This window comes from Terriglobus tenax (genome assembly GCF_025685395.1).
GTDB classification, from domain to species: domain Bacteria; phylum Acidobacteriota; class Terriglobia; order Terriglobales; family Acidobacteriaceae; genus Terriglobus; species Terriglobus tenax.
Window position 1 is genome coordinate 2,409,925 of the sequence record NZ_JAGSYA010000004.1, and the last position, 15,825, is coordinate 2,425,749.

The window sequence follows — 15,825 nt, forward strand, 5'->3', positions numbered from 1 at the left end:
ATGACCGAAACCACGAACAATTCGCTACTGCATCGCTATCTGGCCGCCGTGTCGCGGCACCTTCCGGCAGACCGGAAAGAAGACATCCTGGCGGAGCTGAGCGCCAACCTGCAGGCCGGTTTCGACGACCGCGAGGAAGAGCTTGGACGTCCGCTGAGCGTGGAGGAGCAGGCCGCTGTGCTGAAGCGGCACGGGCATCCGATGGAGGTGGCGCTGCGATACCAGCCCCAGCGGTCGTTGATAGGGCCGGCGGTATTTCCGCTGTATGCGTATGTGCTGAAGCGCGCGGCTCCGATGGTGGTGCTGGTGGTTATGGTTGTGGGGCTGGCGATGAGCATGGCCACGGACGGCACTGGCGCACTGCTGGCGCAGCTGGGCCGCCTGCCAAGGGTATTGTTCTTCTTCTGGGCGGTGACGACGCTGGTGTTCGCGGCGCTGGAGTACGCCATGACGCATTACGGGGTGAAGCTTCCGCGGATGCGCGACTGGGATCCGGCGAAGCTGCCTGCGGCGGACCGTACGGAGCCGTTGCGGGGCATTGCTCCAAAGCATCCCATGGCGGACCTGGTGTTTGAGGCGTTGTTCCTGGCGTGGCTGGTGGCTGTGCCGCGTTTTCCTGTGCTGCTGTTCTTCGGGCCGGCGGCACAGTGGCTGGATGTGACTGCCGCGCCGGTGTGGCAGCGGATGTTTGTCCCGGTGATGGCTCTGCTGGTGACACGGATGGTGTTGAAGGCGATGGCCTTCGACAGCCGCTACTCGGCCCGCCGGACAGGGCTGCTGTATGTGGCAGCGGATGCCTGCTCGGCCATAGCGCTGGCGTTGCTGGTGTTGCCGGGAGAGCCTCTGTTTACCCTGCACGGAATGCTGCCGTTGCGTGCGGAGCAGGGCATGCAGACGGGGATTCTGCTGAGCCTGCGGATAGCGCTGGCGGTTGCAGTGGCATGTGCCGGATGGAAGCTGTGGCAGACGCTGCGGCTGCGTGGAGCGGCCGGCGCAACGCCGAAGGCAGTGATGCTTTAGGCAGCACGCCTGCCCAGGGCCGCGGCTTTCTGCAGCCATCGGGTACGGCCTGCCTCGCCTGCGCCCATTACGTTGCCGAAGAGGGTGGAACGCACTTTGGCAATCCCCAGGAAGCCGAGGATATTGCGTTCCAGAAGTTTGAGAGCGTGGGCGCGGAAGTACCAGCGGAAGACAAAGGCGGGCATGCCCATGGTGAGAAGGATGCGGGCGCGCTTGCCCTCGAGCAGCCTGGGATATTTGCCTTTGCGGGACGGCTCAGCGAGGTCGGGCTGAAAGACACGCTCGAAGAAGCCTTTCATCAGCGCGGGCATATCGCCCAGCCAGAGCGGGAAGACGAAGACCAGGAGGGTGGCCTGCAGGATGGCGTCATGGGCCGCCTGCAGATCGGGCTCCAGGGGCTGCACTGCTTCAAAGCCGCTGTGAAGTATGGGGTCAAACGACATCTGGCCGAGCGGGAAGATCTTCACTTCATGCTGGGCGGAGCGCGCTCCCACGGCATAGGCCGCGGCAAGGGCTTCGCAAAGAGTGTTCTGCCGGGGGTGCCCGACGATGACGACGATGCGTTCCATGCTGCCAGAGTGCGCCATGGCGCAGCGTGATGCAGTGATGCAAGTCACGCGTGGCGCGGGATGTCACAGTGGTTTCATGCCGGGCGTGGGGCCGCGGTTGCTACACTCAGGTCAATCGTGCGGCTGGAACATACTATTAGCGGCGTGCGGCATGGCTTCCGCGATCTGAAGGATCTGCTGGCGAAGGCATCGCCGTTGCGCTCGGGCGATGAACTGGCCGGGCTTGCCGCGGGTTCGGCGGTGGAGCGCGTAGCCGCGCAGATGGCTCTGGCTGACCTGCCGCTTGAGGTATTTCTGGGCGAGGCGCTGATTCCGTATGAGCAGGATGAGGTGACGCGGCTGATCGCCGATGAGCATTGTCCGCTGGCGTTTGGCCCGGTCAAGAGCCTGACCGTGGGCGGCTTTCGTGACTGGTTGTTGAGCGAAGAGACGACCGGCGAGGTGCTGGCCGCGCTTGCCCCGGGGCTGATGCCGGAGATGGTAGCGGCGGTGAGCAAGCTAATGCGCGTGCAGGATCTTGTCGCTGTGGCGCGCAAGGCGCAGGTGGTCACACGCTTCCGCACGACGATCGGGCTGCCGGGCAGGCTGTCGACGCGGCTGCAGCCGAACCATCCTACGGATGATGCGGTGGGTATTGCGGCGTCGATGCTGGATGGCTTGCTGCTGGGGTCGGGTGATGCGGTGATCGGCATCAACCCGGCGACGGACAACGTGGAGACAACGACGCGCCTGCTGCGGTTGATCGATGCCGTGCGCGAGCGGTACCAGATCCCCACGCAGAGCTGCGTGCTGGCGCATGTGACCACGCAGATGGCGGCGATGGAGCGTGGCGCTCCGCTGGACCTGGTGTTCCAGTCGATTGCCGGGACGGAGAAGGCGAATGCCTCGTTCGGCATTACGCTTGGCTTGCTCGACGAGGCGTATGAGGCAGCGCGCGCGCTGGGCCGCGGCGGCGAACACCTGATGTACTTTGAGACCGGGCAGGGCTCGGCCCTGAGTGCCAATGCACATCATGGCATGGACCAGCAGACGTGCGAGGCACGCGCCTATGCGGTGGCCCGCCGGTACAAGCCGCTGTTGGTGAACACGGTCGTCGGCTTCATTGGGCCGGAGTATCTGTACAACGGCAAGCAGATTCTGCGCGCGGGGCTGGAAGACCACTTCTGCGGCAAGCTGCTCGGCCTGCCCATGGGCTGCGACGTCTGCTACACCAACCACGCCGAGGCCGACCAGGACGACATGGACACGCTGCTGACTATGCTGGGCGCGGCGGGTGTGAACTACATCATGGGCGTTCCTGGCGCTGACGATGTGATGCTGCAGTACCAGAGCACCAGCTTCCACGATGCACTGTACCTGCGGCAGGTGCTGGGGCTGCGGCCTGCTCCGGAGTTTGAGGCGTGGCTTGCCAGCAGCAACGCGGCGCGGCTGGCGGAGGCCTCTCCGCTGCAGTTGGGGAGCGGCGCATGATGCGCGAACTGAGCACGCTGCGCAGGTTCACCCCGGCGCGTGTCGCCTTGCCGACGGCTGGTGTTTCGCTGGCAACGGAAGAGGTGCTGCAGTTTCAGCTTGCGCATGCGCAGGCGCGCGATGCGGTGCATGTCCCGTTGCATTTACCCACACTGGCGATGCGGTTGAAGGATGAGGCGGGTGTTGCCCAGACACTGCAGCTTGCCACCCGTGCGAAGGACCGCGCGACGTATCTGCGCAACCCCGGTCTGGGACGCGGATTGAACGATGCCTCACGCGCGCAGCTTGCGAAGGGTGCGTACGACCTGGCGATTGTAGTGGCCGATGGCCTCTCCGCGCTGGCGGTGGAGCGCAATGCGGTGCCGGTGTTGGCGGCCCTGCTGCCGATGTTGTGGGAGTGGGTGATTGCTCCGGTGGTGCTGGTGACGCAGGCGCGGGTCGCCGTGGCGGATGAGGTGGGCGAGGCGCTTGGGGCGAAGCTCGCTTTGATTTTGATTGGGGAGCGGCCGGGGCTGTCGTCAGCGGATTCGCTGGGCGCTTACCTGACCTGGCAGCCGCGTGTGGGACTTACGGATGCGGCGCGGAACTGTATCTCGAATATCCGCAGTGGTGGGTTAGAGCCGGTGGAGGCTGCGCGGAAGATTGCCTGGTATTTGCAGGAGGCGAAGGTGCGGGGTTTGACGGGGACGGGGTTAAAGGAGAGTGGTGTAGTGGGGCTTGGGTTCGGTAAAGCGGAGTAAGAGATTGGATGACGGTCAGCTCTCGTTACATAGAATGACATTTCTGATCTAACCGATGTTCGCCCCGCTGCTGTCTTGCTTAAGGACACGGCTTCAGCCGTGTCGAATGAAACATCCCGAAGAACATCACCGCCGGCCTCGATGGTCGGCGGTGCCTGCATTGTTCATAACTTACGAGAACAGCGTTATCGGGACCAACCCGACCAGCGATCGTACGTCGTACCCTAATCATTGAAGCGCGGGCGTAGGCTCCCCTTACAATGACCGAAAATCAGAAACAGCAAAAACCGCTTCGCGAGTTTGATTACTCACTGATAGCAAAGAAGATCGACGGTCTTCATTTCAACATAAATCGTAGTCTCGAACGTGAAATTGCGAATGCCATCGCGAACGGTCATGTACAGCACGAACGGTCGCTCTCTGTTTTACTTGTGATGCTGAGATTCGCCTGGAATTCATATGAGGCTGTGAGGTACCTGAGCGCAGATACCCCGCCCGACCCGGCGCGAAAGGCGAACTATACGATTGTCTTGCCAGCCATCGATCGACAACTCCTCGATCTTTTCTTCAGTCTGGTCTACATGCTCGACGATCTGATTCCGAGATCACTCGATTATCAAAAGGCTGGCTGGAGAGATTGCGTTGAAGAACGCGACGAGCGCAAGGCGCAGTATGATGGTCGCGATGAATGGGCGGATTTCCTGAAATCAATGGACAGCCAGATCGACACGATGGTGGATCGATTCAAGTTGACGCCGGAAGAGCAACAGAATCCAAAACTGGTTGATTATTGGAAAACCCCGTTCAAACTTGCTAAGCGAAAGGGTCCATGCCAAAGCTTCCTTCAGTTCTTAGAAAAAGAGCTATATAAAGATATCTCCGCTCAAGCGCATCTGACGTTTGCGGGTCTTATCAAAGTATCCGGCTTTCTCGTTGCAGATCTGTTGGGCGATCAAGTTCCCGAAACGAATCGCGTACGGGCGATGCAGTCGTTCCACTTTCAACAAGTGTCGCGGACTGTCATTATCTATTTAGCCGTGGCGACCGAGATCGACACATATCTAAAGTTACACAATCAAACTACGATTGATTATCTCTGGGTAATCCTCTCTGAGTTCGTCGTTGAGGCGAAGGAAATGTATGAGATCAGGTATCAAGACCGGAAGCGATATGAGTGAAGCATCCTGCCGTGAATAAAAGGTAACTCCTGAGAAGTTGGCTTATCGGCAATTAGCAGTAAGAGACGCCGGCCATCGAGGCCGGCGTTCATCGTTATTTAGAGAGGTTAGTTCAGCGACCTGAAGGCCGCTGCTTAATCCGGATCGAGGACTGAAGTCCTCGATATCCCACCCATGCTGCGCGTGGATGGGGCACCCGGCAAAAGAGAGCGCTGGCGATGCTCGAGATACCCACAGAAGCTCTACAGATATAGGGCACCTGGCTGGCGGAATGCTAATAGGCGTCGGGGCTTTGCCTAACGGAGGTCCGCTTTGCGGCCGCGCGCGAGGGACCTCTTTCGAGGTACGGTCTCTCCGTACGTTTGCCACCATGCCGTAAGCGCTTCCATCGTAGGCCCGAGTCCGCGAGCCTTCAGCGTGATCTCGTACTCAACCCGCGGGGGCACTTCAGCGAAGACAGTGCGCGTTACCAAACCATCCTCTTCAAGCTCGCGAAGCTGCGCCGTCAACATATGTTGCGTGATGCCTGGAATGGCCCGTCGCAGCTCTCCAAAGCGATGAAGCCGTTGATTGAGCAGCCAAAGAATTTCTAATTTCCATTTGCCCGAGAGAAGTGCGAATGCTCGCCGCATCTCTTCGTGCATGTTGATAGGACGATTTTCCTTAGTCTTCTTTTCCATACTAAGTGTCGCTATTTCATCCTTCTTGTTGGATTCGATGCTAGCTCGCATGATCAGGATAAGCCGCGTCCTTGAACTCTTTGGACCGAGACTAGTCGTCGAGCCACACCTCGTACGCACCACATTGCTCTGTTGGGCAGGAGGAATGGGGAATGCAGGATGCCCGCGTATGGATTGGAGATCAAGATGAACCGCCTCAATGGAAAAGTGGCAATCGTCACTGGTGCTGGCCGTGGTATCGGTCGCGCTACTGTAAAACTGTTTGCCGCAGAAGGTGCGAAGGTAGTTGTTCTTTCGCGGACTGCTAATCATGTGGACACCGTCGTTGCCGGTATCCGTGCCGCGGGTGGTACGGCGCTAGGCATCGTTTGTGACGTCAGCGATGCTGCACATATCAAAGCGGCGGTGGACAAGGTTATCGAAACCTATGGCGGGATCGACATCCTGATGAACAACGCCTTCGATCCATCCGTAGTTACGTCGTCGATCATGGAACTGTCGATCGAAAAATTACAACGCAACTTCGAGATGGGGCCGATCTCTTATCTGCGCATGATGCAGGCCTGCTATCCCCATCTGAAGGCCAGCGGAGAAGGCCGAGTCATCAACGTAGCCTCTCTTGCGGGTATTACCGGATTACTGCCTTATGGCCCTTACAACATGGCGAAAGAGGCCGTCCGTGCCCTGACCCGTACGGCGGCGCGCGAATGGGGCGCTGACAATATCACTGTGAACAATCTCCTGCCAGTCGCTGACACCTGGGGCGCGGCAGCCTCCAATATTCCAGCGCCGACTACCCCGCTCGCCCGCTTTGGATCGCCGGAGGACGACATTGCGCCAGTGGCCTTGTTCCTCGCAAGCAAGGATGCACAGTTCCTGACCGGCTACAGCCTTACGCCAGATGGAGGCCAGATCATTGACAGCGCGCGCTGAGCGGAAGGGGGCGAAGGTGGAGGCATCTTCGCTTCCCCCCAGCCAGCAAACTGGCCGGGGACTTCGATGCGCTCAGGATGACACGCTTGAACGGCGGTCTCGATGGCCGGCGTCCTTCGTTATCAGGTGAGTTCAAGGTGCTTTGCATGGGATCAGCCGGCGAAAGAGTTGGGCGGTCAATCCCGTAATCGGCACCAAGTAGGAAAGGTACGTGACGTGATACCAGACTGGATAATCGTTCCATGCGTATCCCGGATAGATATGATCAGGGACCGACAGAGCAAAAAATAGCCCTCCGAGCCACCACGCTGCCCGGCCGTTGTCACCCGCCACGGCTGTCGTGACGCACGCTGCCATCGCCGCCCCCAAGGCTCCAACGGCCAGTCTCACGAAGAGCATCCCGAGCGTGTAGTGTTTCTGCGGCTCCGCGGCAGCGTATTCCGGCCAAAGCGCCCGCGCCGTCAGAACCGCAACAGCGGCAACTGCGACTGCCCCAGCACAGCCAACGATCAGGCTGAGAGTTGTACGAAGAATGCTTTTCATCCGTCACCGGACCTTTGGGAGCTGCCTGGAATCCTCTCTACAGTAACGGATCAAGCTATATCCCACCCATGCTGCGCATGGATGGGGCACCCGGCACAATGCTGCTATCGCTCGGTCTCTTTGGCTGAAGCTACCGACCCCGGCGGCTCCTTGAAGGGTTCTACCGCGATGCGTTCGTAGCGGACGTCCACCACAATCAACTTCTCTGCGCCGCGGGGGGCGTGGAGGGTGATCTGGTCGCCTGCTGCGGCTTTCATCAGGGCGCGGCCCAGCGGGGATTGCCAACTGATGTGGTTGCGGTCGAGGTCGACCTCGTCGACGCCGACGATGCTGACGACGCGCTCTTCTCCGGCGGCGTTTTCGTAGCGGACGGTGGCTCCGAAGAAGACGCGCTCGGCGCGCTGGCCGCTTCTGGGGGCTTCCGGGTCGACGACCTCGGCGGCTTCAATGCGTTTGCTCAGGAAGCGGATGCGGCTGTCGATCTGGCGCAGGCGGCGCTTGCCGTACTGGTAGTCGGCGTTCTCGCTGCGGTCGCCGTTGCCGGCGGCCCAGGCGACGACTTCCACCACGGCGGGGCGGTCTTTGGTGAGCAGGAAGTGGTGCTCGTCCTTCAGCCGCTGCAGGCCGCCGGGGGTGATGTAGTTCCTGACCTGGGGTCCGGGCTGATCGGCCTGCGGTTGTCGGGTATAGCCTTTGCGCATTGTTGAGGTCCTTCTAGGCTAAAAGCAGATTCCTTCGCTCCGCTGCGGAATGACAAGCAAGAAATGCAGGTCCCTCCGCTTCCCCTTCCCTGCGGTCAGGGTTCGGTCGGGATGACAAGCAGAAGAGCAAAGGCGGGTCTCGCTTCGCTCGATATCCCACCCATGCTGCGCATGGATGGGGCACCCAGATTGATGGCTATTTCAGCAGCTTTGCGGCTTCCTTGGCGAAGTAGGTGAAGATAAAGTCGGCGCCGGCGCGGTGGATGGCCAGAAGGCTTTCGAGGATGGTGCGCTCGCGTTCGAGCCAGTCTTTTTCGAAGGCGGCACAAAGCATGGAGTACTCGCCGGAGACCTGGTAGGCGCCGATGGGCACTTCGAAGCGCTGGCGGGCGGCGAGGATGATGTCCAGGTAGGGACCGGCGGGCTTCATCAGCAGCATGTCCGCGCCTTCCATCAGGTCCAGTTCGATTTCGCGCATGGCTTCACGCGGGTTGGCGGCGTCCATCTGGTAGGTGCGGCGGTCGCCGAACTGCGGGGTGGAGTCGGCGGCTTCGCGGAAGGGGCCGTAGAAGGCGGAGGCGAACTTGGCGGCGTAGCTCAGGATGGGCACTTCGGTGAATCCGGCCAGGTCCAGCTCCTCGCGAATGGCTTCGACGCGGCCGTCCATCATGTCCGACGGTGCGACGATGTCTGCTCCGGCGCGTGCGTGCGATGCGGCGGTTTTGGCCAGCAGCTCGATGGTGGCATCGTTGTCGATGCTGTAGTGGTCGCCTTCGCGGGCCACGATGCCGCAGTGGCCGTGCGAGGTGTACTCGCACAGGCAGACGTCGGAGATGATGAGCAGGCTGTCGAGCGCGGGCTCGGCCTTGAGGGCGCGGATGGCTCGCTGGACGATGCCATCTTCCGCGTAGCCGCCGGTGCCGGTCTCGTCCTTGCTTTCGGGCAGGCCGAAGAGCAGCAGGCCACCGATGCCGAGTTCGGCGCACTCGCGGGCTTCCTTCAGGGCTTCGTCAATGGAGAGGTTGTAGACGCCGGGCATGGACGAGATGGGCTTACGTACGCCCTCGCCGGGGCAGATGAACAACGGGTACAGCAGCATGCCGGGGCGAAGGTGGGTTTCGCGCACCAGTGAGCGCATGGCCGGGGTGCGGCGCAGACGCCGCATGCGAGTGATCGGGAACTCCATGGGGTAATTCTACGGCTGGCGGATGGTGGAAGGTTGTCAGTGCTCTGTTCTCAGAGGGGTCTCGGCTTATTCCGAGTTCTTACTGACAACTGAGCACAGAGAACTAGTCCTCGGCGATGGAGTCGTACTCCAGGCCGGAGGCCGCGGGGGCCAGCACCCAGAGCGTGTAAACACCGAGGGCGGTGCCGAGCGGAAACTTGAGTAGTGCCAGCACGCCGAAGACGATGGCCAGCGTACGTGCCCAGCGCTTGCGCTGCATCAGTCCCCAGGCTACCAACGCGGCCGCGCCGGCCATGACAAGCGTGGTGGCGAAGATGAAGGGTATGAGGGCGTGCAGGAAGGGCAGCTCCGCGCCGGAACCGCTCCAGCGGAAAAAACGCCGGCCGAGTACGGCATTGGCAAAGGCCATACCGAGGAAGACGCTGACGACGCGATAGGCTGCGAAGATGGCCCACAGGATGCTGAGGGTCTGCAGATGCTTTTGTACGCGGGGCAGATAAGGCAGGCTGTACGCGGCGGAAATGCCGGAGGGCATGGGTTGCCGGGTGCCGCAGCGCGAGCAGAAGCCGCCATCGGCGGCGGTAGGAGAACCACAGGTAGCGCAGGTCATTGGAAGCGCCTCCTTTGTGAACCAGAGATATCTACGCAAAGGGCCCGTGACTGGTTCCGTCAGGCGGAATTTTACGCCCGCCCGTCCGGCTACGATAGAGAGATATGGCGGAGTTGGATCAATTGCGCGAGACCAGTGCGGTGTCACTGGAGTGGCCGCGGCTGCGGGAGCAGATTGCGCGGCAGACGGGGTCGTCTGCAGGCCGTGACCATGTGCTGGCCCTGGAGCCACGTATGGACGCGGCGTGGATTGCGCGCCAGCACGACTCGGTTGCCGAGGTGCGTACGTACCTGGCGACGGGGGCGGTGTTCTATTTCAGCCAGGTCTTCGCGCCGGAGTCGATGCTGGAAAAGGCACGTATCCCCGGCGCTTCGCTGGAGCCGGAAGAACTGCTGCGGCTGCTGGCGCTGACGGAGACCATGGAAGAGTGGCGGTCGGTGGCGCAGATGGAGGGGCAATGGGATGCCGTGGCGGCTTTGTCGCTGCCGGTGACCGAGGCGTACCTGGCTCCGCTGTTGCATGCGCTGCGGGGAAAGATTCTGCCGGACGGGACGCTGAGCGACGATGCATCGCCGGAGCTGGCGCGGCTGCGCCATGCCATCGGCCGCCAGCATCGTGCGATTGAGGAGAGCCTGCGGCGCAGCCTGCGCGCGGTGAGTGAGAGCGGAGCGGCGCAGGAAGAGTTGATCACAGTGCGCGGCGACCGGTTTGTGATCCCGGTCAAGACCGAGCAGCGGCGCAAGGTGCCGGGCGTGATTCACGGCTCCAGTTCCAGCGGGCAGACGGTCTTCGTGGAGCCGATGGAGACGGTCGAAAGCAACAATGAGTTGCTGCGTCTGCTGGATGAGGAGCAGGCCGAGGTGCACCGCATCCTGGTGGCGATGACGCGCGCCGTGGGTGAGAACGCCGGCGTGCTGCAGGCGGGCGCGGAGGTACTGATCGCGCTGGATGTGCTGTTTGCCTGTGCGCGCTTTGCGCAGATGCTGGACTGCGTGCGTCCGGAGTTTACGGCGGGAGAGATTGCCGTGAAGAACGCTCGGCATCCTCTGCTGGACCTGAGGATGAAGGTCGAAGGCGCAAGCGTTGTGCCGCTGACCATGGCGATTGAGAACGGTGCGCGGCAGCTGATCATCAGCGGACCGAACACGGGCGGCAAGACCGTCAGCCTGAAGACGGTTGGGCTGCTGGCGCTGATGGCGCAGGCGGGTCTTCCGGTGCCTGCGGAGGAAGCGAAGCTTCCGCTGTTTGACGCCGTGTATGCGGACATTGGCGATGCACAGTCGATTGAGCGGAACCTCTCCACCTTCTCCGCGCACATGACCAACCTGGACCGCATTACGCGCGAGGCGGATGCGCAGTCGCTGGTGTTGCTAGATGAGTTGGGCTCGGCGACCGATCCAGAAGAAGGCGCTGCGCTGGCGGTGGCCATCAGTGGACACTTTCTGAGGATGCGGGCATGGAGTCTGATCACCACGCACCTGAACTCGATGAAGATCTATGCCGCGACCAACGAAGGTGTGGTGAACGCTGCTGTGGGCTTCGATGAGGAGACGCTGGCTCCGACGTATACGCTGCGGATGGGCGTTCCGGGTGCGTCGGCGGGCATCAACATTGCGCAGCGCATTGGTTTGCAGCCGGAGATTATCGCGGCGGCGCGCGGGCAGCTTGACCATCAGACGGCGGACATCGGGCGGTTCATTGATCAGCTACATGCGCAGCTTGCGGCGGCGAATGAAGAGCGCGAGGCGCTGCGGAAACGCGAGGTCGCCCTGGAGCGCGAGAAGCAGCGGCTTGAGGCGGAAGGAAGACAGGAGCAGCGGCAGAAGGCCCGCGAGCTGGAGCAGAAGCTGGGCAGCCTGATGAAGGAGTTCGAGCACCAGATGCGCGAGGCCGCCAGTGCAATTGCCGACAAGGCCGCGAGCAAGAAGCTGGCGGCGGAGACCGAGCGCAGGCTGGCCCGGCTGAAGCGCGAGTTCAGTGAGCAGTTCAACGCCACGGTGGTGGCGCACATTACCGGCGCGGACAAGAAGGACCCCAACGCGCAGCCGCACGTGGTGAAGGCCATCAACGTGGGCGACACGGTGAAGCTGCGCACGCTGGGCCGCGAGGTGCGGGTCGATCGCGAGGTCTCAAGCAATGTCTTCGAGGTGAGCATGGGCCCGATGAAGATGCGTGTGCAGCGCGACGACATTGCCGAGGTGGTGCGCAAGGCTCCGGTGGAGACGCCGCTGCAGGCGGCGCGCAAGAAGGGCGGCGTGAATATCGCCATGCAGAGCGACCCGGACCTGATGCCGCGCGAGATCAACGTGATTGGACGCACGGCCGACGAGGCGCAGGACGAAGTAGAACGCTTCCTGGACCAGGCGTTTCTTGCCGGCATGCCGAACATCCGCATCGTGCATGGAACGGGCATGGGCATTCTGCGGCGCACGCTGCGGGAGTATCTGCGGCGGCATCCGCATGTGGCAAACGTGAGTGAGCCTCCGTATAACGAAGGCGGGCAGGGCGCGACGATTGTGGATTTGAAACTGTAGAGAGTGCTCAGTGCTCTGTTCTTAGAGGTCTCGCTTTGCTTGTTCTTATGGGGCTTTTGCGGCACGGCTGAAGCCGTGCCCTGACGGATTCTTATCCCACGTCCCAACAGCGGGACGTGGGGCACCCCGGTTCTTACTCACAACTCCCAACTCTTAACTCACCACTGCTTCACCGCGGTGTATACCCTTCCCTTGCCCTGACCGTTGTGCCTTCTCCGGCGGTGATGGTGATCTTGCGGAAGCGTTTGTCGCGGGTGGAGTTGTTGGAGTAGTAGCCGATCTCGTAAAGCGATTTCAGGTCGTCGGCAATGGAGCGGAAGGCGTCCTTCGGTTTGATGACGCGGATGTCAAAGCTCTGACCGCCGGTGGCCTGGGTCAGGTGATCGAGCGCCCGCATGCCGTAGCGGTCGCGCGGGGTCATTTTGCTCTCTTTGTTCTCAGTGGTGCGCAAGGCGTAGACCAGCGTGTCGGCGCCCTGCGCGGCGGTGATGGCGTCGATCAGGTCATGCTCGCTGGAGTTCTCTTCGCCGTCGGAAAAGACGATGAGTACGCGGCGGTGCTCGCGTTCGGTCTCCATCTTTTCGGTGACGGAGAAGTAGACAGCGTCGTAGAGCGCGGTGCCAAGCTCGCGCTGCTCCTGCGGGCCTAGCTCGGATCCGCTGTGGTCGCCCTTGTTGAAGAGGTGGACGCTTTCGGTGACCTGTTTGGGGTCGTTGGTCCAGTCGGTGACCAGGCGCAGGTGGTTACCAAAACAGACGGCGAAGGCGCGGTCGCGCGGCTCCATGACGGTCTTCAGGAAGGCTTCAATCTCGTGTTCGTGCTCTTTCACGAATTTGTCCTGGCTTCCGCTGGCGTCCACGATGAGGGCGATCGAGAGGGGCAGCTCGCGCTGGCTGGCGTAGTAGCGCACGCTCTGGTCGCGGCCGTCTTCCTGGATGTGGAAGGCCTCCTGCGGCAGGTTGGTGACCAGCTGGCCTTTGGCGTCGCGGACGGTGAGGGTGGTGCTGATCAGCCGGCTGTTGACCTGCATGCGGAAGCTGGGCTGGTCCTGCTGGGCAAACCCAGCAGAGGTAAGCGCTGCGAGGGCCAGCGAAGGCAAGAGGATCTTCATGGAACTAAGGTACGACGCGGGCGACTGGATGGTTCTTGATTTTCGCCAGGGCACGGCTGAAGCCGTACCAGTCGGGTGGAGGCCCGGAGAAGATGGGTTCGAGCTCTGCTTGAATCTCCCACCCATCCGCTGCTCGTAGAGAGAGGGCACCCGGTTTGTACTGGCATCCGGCTTTTTAACTTTTAACCTTCAACGTTTCACTCGCTCGAATGCTATTCTTCGCTCGTTATGGTGCGATTTATTACGGTGGAACGGGAATACGGCAGCGAGGGGGCGGAGTTTGCCGCGGCCCTGGCTGAGAAGCTGGGATGGAAGCTGTACGACAAGGCTCTGGTCGATGCCGTGGCCGAGGAGGCCGGGGTGGATCCGGAGCAGGTGGCGGCAAGCGACGAGAAGCCGGACCCGTGGTACTCGCGCCTGGGCAAAGGGTTCCTGGCTGGAGGCGCGGAGCTTGGTTTTCCGCCGTCTGGAATTGATACCGAGCAGATGCTGGGCTACCTGCAACGCGCCATGAAGCGCGTTGCCCATGAAGGCCACTGCGTGATTGTGGGCCGCGGCGGCGCCAGCTACCTGTGTGGCGAGCCGGGGGCGTTCCACGTGTTCACCTACGCCTCTATGCCGCACAAAAAGCGGTGGTTTGAGCAGAAGTATCCGGAGCGCGCCAGCCATGCCGAGCAGGAGATCCACGCGGCGGATGCAGCGCGGGCGACCTACATCCGCCGCCACTACGACCGCGACTGGGCCGACCGCCACCTGTATCACCTGCTGCTGAACAGCTGCATGGGGATCGATGCGATGGTGAAGGCGACGATTGATGCGGCGGGAACGATCGGGTAGTTGAGAGGCGGGAGTTGTGTGTTCTGAGTTTTCCAGGGACACGACTCGAATTCCGGACCCTTACCTCGCACTTCACAACTTACCGTTTGAATCCGAACATCGCCCTGGCGCATCGATAATCGGTAGGTCTGGTGACTCGGCGTAAAATGGTCACGTTTGTGTCATTCCATGTCCTGAAGGACGGAGATTCCCTTGGCAGATACCATTTTCGACATAGCGGTAATTGGCGGCGGACCGGCGGGCTACACCTGCGCGATCCGCGCGGCGCAGTATGGACTGAAGGTTGCCCTGATTGAGGCGACCGACAAGATTGGCGGCACCTGCCTGCATGTCGGCTGCATCCCGACGAAGGCCATCCTGTTCTCGGCCGAGGTGTATGAGCACTTCAAGCACTCCAAGGAGTTCGGCCTGGAGACGACCGGCGACATCAAGGTGAACTGGCCTGCCGTGGTCGGCCGCAAGGCCGACATCGTGACCAAGCACACCAAGGGTCTCGACTTCCTGATGAAGAAGAACAAGATCACCGTGGTACGTGGTTACGGCAAGCTGACCGGCGCGGCCAAGGGCGGCGTCCACACGGTTGCGATCGAGGGCGGCAAGGAGAGCCAGGTACAGGCCAAGAACGTGGTCATCGCCACCGGTTCTGACGCCCGCATGCTGCCGGGCTACACGGCCGACGAGAAGATCATGACCAACATCGAGATCCTGTCGATGGATGCGGTGCCGAAGTCGCTGGTGGTCATCGGTTCGGGCGCCGTAGGTGTGGAGTTTGCGTCGATCTTCAAGAGCTTTGGCGCCGAGGTGACGATCATCGAGGCTCTGCCGCGCATTGTTCCGGCAGAGGACGAAGACATCAGCAAGGAGCTGCTGCGCCTGTACAAGAAGCGCGGCATCGAGGTGCACGTCTCCGCCAAGGTGGACAAGATTGAGAAGACCAAGACTGGCGTGAAGGTGGACTTTACCACCAGCGACGGAAAGCCTGCGAGCAAGGAAGCCGAGAAGGTGCTGGTGGCCGTAGGCCGCGCTCCGCGTACCGGCAACGTCGGTATCGACAAGACCAAGGTGCAGGTGGACCGCGGCTTTGTGCTGGTGAACGAGTACATGGAGACGGCTGAGCCGGGCGTGTACGCCATTGGCGACATCGTCGCGGGTTTCCCGCAGCTGGCGCACTCGGGTTCGAGCGCCGGCATGGTGGTGGCGGCCAAGATCGCCGGCAAGTACGCCAAGCCGCTGAAGCGCAACCTGATTCCGGGTGCCACCTACTGCGAACCGCAGATCGGCAGCGTGGGTCTGACCGAAGCCAAGGCCAAGGAAGCCGGCTACGACGTGAAGGTCGGCAAGTTCCCGTTCGTCGGCAATTCGAAGGCGACGATCCTGGGCTCGCACGATGGTTTCATCAAGGTGGTTTCGGACAAGAAGTACGGTGAGATTCTGGGCGTTCACATCATTGGCCCGCTGGCGACCGATATCATTGCCGAAGCAGTCACGGCGATGGAGCTGGAAGCTACCGTGGAGAGCATGATGTGGACCGTGCATGCTCACCCGACCGTTGCCGAGGCCCTGCTGGATGGTTTCAGCTCGGTTGAGGGCATGGCGATCAACGTGTAGGTAGTCAGGGCTTTAGACCTGACATTAAGCGAGTTGAAGGAATACGGCTTTAGCCGCTGAGGGAAGACAGACCTCAGGGGCCAAAGCCCCTTCCTTTCTCAGGAC

The 15,825-nt window shown here is 61.6% G+C and carries 15 protein-coding genes; 8 read left to right on the forward strand and 7 right to left on the reverse strand.

The window, feature by feature from the left end; genetic code table 11:
* Nucleotides 1-1,020, forward strand: coding sequence for a hypothetical protein (locus OHL13_RS15755; RefSeq protein WP_263411082.1), 1,020 nt, complete (start codon nucleotides 1-3; stop codon nucleotides 1,018-1,020).
* Here the strand turns inward: OHL13_RS15755 and OHL13_RS15760 are convergent.
* Entirely contained in the window at nucleotides 1,017-1,607 is a 591-nt protein-coding gene (locus OHL13_RS15760) for an NAD(P)H-dependent oxidoreductase (protein WP_263411083.1), read from the reverse strand. The genes OHL13_RS15755 and OHL13_RS15760 overlap by 4 nt on opposite strands.
* A 99-nt stretch (nucleotides 1,608-1,706) precedes the next feature.
* Here OHL13_RS15760 and OHL13_RS15765 point away from each other — a divergent pair, with 99 nt between their 5' ends.
* From OHL13_RS15765 to OHL13_RS15775, 3 genes are all read left to right on the forward strand, one after another.
* A complete protein-coding gene (locus OHL13_RS15765) occupies nucleotides 1,707-3,059 on the forward strand; it encodes an ethanolamine ammonia-lyase subunit EutB (protein WP_263411084.1) in 1,353 nt (450 codons plus the stop codon).
* Complete coding sequence (gene eutC, locus OHL13_RS15770; RefSeq protein ID WP_263411085.1) at nucleotides 3,056-3,799, forward strand: ethanolamine ammonia-lyase subunit EutC; 744 nt, start codon at nucleotides 3,056-3,058, stop codon at nucleotides 3,797-3,799. Before OHL13_RS15765 ends, eutC begins: the two co-directional genes overlap by 4 nt.
* A gap of 260 nt (nucleotides 3,800-4,059) precedes the next feature.
* Nucleotides 4,060-4,977: a hypothetical protein gene (locus OHL13_RS15775; protein ID WP_263411086.1), complete on the forward strand. Its 918-nt coding sequence runs from the start codon at nucleotides 4,060-4,062 to the stop codon at nucleotides 4,975-4,977.
* A 296-nt stretch (nucleotides 4,978-5,273) separates the two neighbouring features.
* On the opposite strand, the gene OHL13_RS15780 is transcribed toward OHL13_RS15775, so the two are convergent.
* Complete coding sequence (locus OHL13_RS15780; RefSeq protein ID WP_317889933.1) at nucleotides 5,274-5,657, reverse strand: winged helix-turn-helix transcriptional regulator; 384 nt, start codon at nucleotides 5,655-5,657, stop codon at nucleotides 5,274-5,276.
* A 186-nt stretch (nucleotides 5,658-5,843) separates the two neighbouring features.
* On the opposite strand from OHL13_RS15780, the gene OHL13_RS15785 reads away from it, so the two are divergent.
* A complete protein-coding gene (locus tag OHL13_RS15785) occupies nucleotides 5,844-6,590 on the forward strand; it encodes an SDR family NAD(P)-dependent oxidoreductase (protein ID WP_263411087.1) in 747 nt (248 codons plus the stop codon).
* A 132-nt stretch (nucleotides 6,591-6,722) separates the two neighbouring features.
* On the opposite strand, the gene OHL13_RS15790 is transcribed toward OHL13_RS15785, so the two are convergent.
* The 4 genes from OHL13_RS15790 to OHL13_RS15805 all read right to left on the reverse strand — a co-directional run bounded on the left by OHL13_RS15790 (nucleotide 6,723) and on the right by OHL13_RS15805 (nucleotide 9,630).
* A complete protein-coding gene (locus OHL13_RS15790) occupies nucleotides 6,723-7,133 on the reverse strand; it encodes a hypothetical protein (RefSeq protein WP_263411088.1) in 411 nt (136 codons plus the stop codon).
* 104 nt (nucleotides 7,134-7,237) lie between these two features.
* On the reverse strand, nucleotides 7,238-7,834 hold the full coding sequence (greB, locus tag OHL13_RS15795; protein ID WP_263411089.1) for a transcription elongation factor GreB: 597 nt from the start codon (nucleotides 7,832-7,834) through the stop codon (nucleotides 7,238-7,240).
* A 196-nt stretch (nucleotides 7,835-8,030) separates the two neighbouring features.
* Nucleotides 8,031-9,020: a porphobilinogen synthase gene (gene hemB, locus OHL13_RS15800; RefSeq protein ID WP_263411090.1), complete on the reverse strand. Its 990-nt coding sequence runs from the start codon at nucleotides 9,018-9,020 to the stop codon at nucleotides 8,031-8,033.
* Nucleotides 9,021-9,123: 103 nt separating this feature from the next.
* Nucleotides 9,124-9,630: a zinc ribbon domain-containing protein gene (locus OHL13_RS15805; RefSeq protein ID WP_263411091.1), complete on the reverse strand. Its 507-nt coding sequence runs from the start codon at nucleotides 9,628-9,630 to the stop codon at nucleotides 9,124-9,126.
* A 104-nt stretch (nucleotides 9,631-9,734) separates the two neighbouring features.
* Between OHL13_RS15805 and OHL13_RS15810 the strand changes: the two genes are divergently transcribed.
* The gene (locus OHL13_RS15810) at nucleotides 9,735-12,164 is read left to right on the forward strand and encodes an endonuclease MutS2 (RefSeq protein WP_263411092.1); all 2,430 of its coding nucleotides are present in this window, start codon (nucleotides 9,735-9,737) and stop codon (nucleotides 12,162-12,164) included.
* A 169-nt stretch (nucleotides 12,165-12,333) separates the two neighbouring features.
* Here OHL13_RS15810 and OHL13_RS15815 read toward each other — a convergent pair whose 3' ends face one another.
* Nucleotides 12,334-13,275, reverse strand: coding sequence for a VWA domain-containing protein (locus tag OHL13_RS15815; RefSeq protein ID WP_263411093.1), 942 nt, complete (start codon nucleotides 13,273-13,275; stop codon nucleotides 12,334-12,336).
* Nucleotides 13,276-13,503: 228 nt separating this feature from the next.
* Here OHL13_RS15815 and OHL13_RS15820 point away from each other — a divergent pair, with 228 nt between their 5' ends.
* Together OHL13_RS15820 and lpdA are read left to right on the forward strand one after the other, a co-directional pair.
* On the forward strand, nucleotides 13,504-14,112 hold the full coding sequence (locus OHL13_RS15820) for a cytidylate kinase-like family protein (RefSeq protein ID WP_263411094.1): 609 nt from the start codon (nucleotides 13,504-13,506) through the stop codon (nucleotides 14,110-14,112).
* Between the two features lie 192 nt (nucleotides 14,113-14,304).
* Entirely contained in the window at nucleotides 14,305-15,720 is a 1,416-nt protein-coding gene (gene lpdA, locus OHL13_RS15825; RefSeq protein WP_263411095.1) for a dihydrolipoyl dehydrogenase, read from the forward strand.
* Nucleotides 15,721-15,825: the final 105 nt, after the last annotated feature.

What these genes read in the sequence shown, in the direction of transcription:
- OHL13_RS15775 (WP_263411086.1), top strand. Translation starts at nt 4,060, where the DNA reads ATGACCGAAAATCAGAAACAGCAAAAACCGCTTCGCGAGTTTGATTAC.
- hemB (WP_263411090.1), bottom strand. Translation starts at nt 9,020, where the DNA reads ATGGAGTTCCCGATCACTCGCATGCGGCGTCTGCGCCGCACCCCGGCC.
- OHL13_RS15760 (WP_263411083.1), bottom strand. Translation starts at nt 1,607, where the DNA reads ATGGCGCACTCTGGCAGCATGGAACGCATCGTCGTCATCGTCGGGCAC.
- OHL13_RS15810 (WP_263411092.1), top strand. Translation starts at nt 9,735, where the DNA reads ATGGCGGAGTTGGATCAATTGCGCGAGACCAGTGCGGTGTCACTGGAG.
- OHL13_RS15755 (WP_263411082.1), top strand. Translation starts at nt 1, where the DNA reads ATGACCGAAACCACGAACAATTCGCTACTGCATCGCTATCTGGCCGCC.
- OHL13_RS15790 (WP_263411088.1), bottom strand. Translation starts at nt 7,133, where the DNA reads ATGAAAAGCATTCTTCGTACAACTCTCAGCCTGATCGTTGGCTGTGCT.
- OHL13_RS15780 (WP_317889933.1), bottom strand. Translation starts at nt 5,657, where the DNA reads ATGGAAAAGAAGACTAAGGAAAATCGTCCTATCAACATGCACGAAGAG.
- OHL13_RS15785 (WP_263411087.1), top strand. Translation starts at nt 5,844, where the DNA reads ATGAACCGCCTCAATGGAAAAGTGGCAATCGTCACTGGTGCTGGCCGT.
- greB (WP_263411089.1), bottom strand. Translation starts at nt 7,834, where the DNA reads ATGCGCAAAGGCTATACCCGACAACCGCAGGCCGATCAGCCCGGACCC.
- eutC (WP_263411085.1), top strand. Translation starts at nt 3,056, where the DNA reads ATGATGCGCGAACTGAGCACGCTGCGCAGGTTCACCCCGGCGCGTGTC.
- OHL13_RS15820 (WP_263411094.1), top strand. Translation starts at nt 13,504, where the DNA reads ATGGTGCGATTTATTACGGTGGAACGGGAATACGGCAGCGAGGGGGCG.
- OHL13_RS15805 (WP_263411091.1), bottom strand. Translation starts at nt 9,630, where the DNA reads ATGACCTGCGCTACCTGTGGTTCTCCTACCGCCGCCGATGGCGGCTTC.
- OHL13_RS15815 (WP_263411093.1), bottom strand. Translation starts at nt 13,275, where the DNA reads ATGAAGATCCTCTTGCCTTCGCTGGCCCTCGCAGCGCTTACCTCTGCT.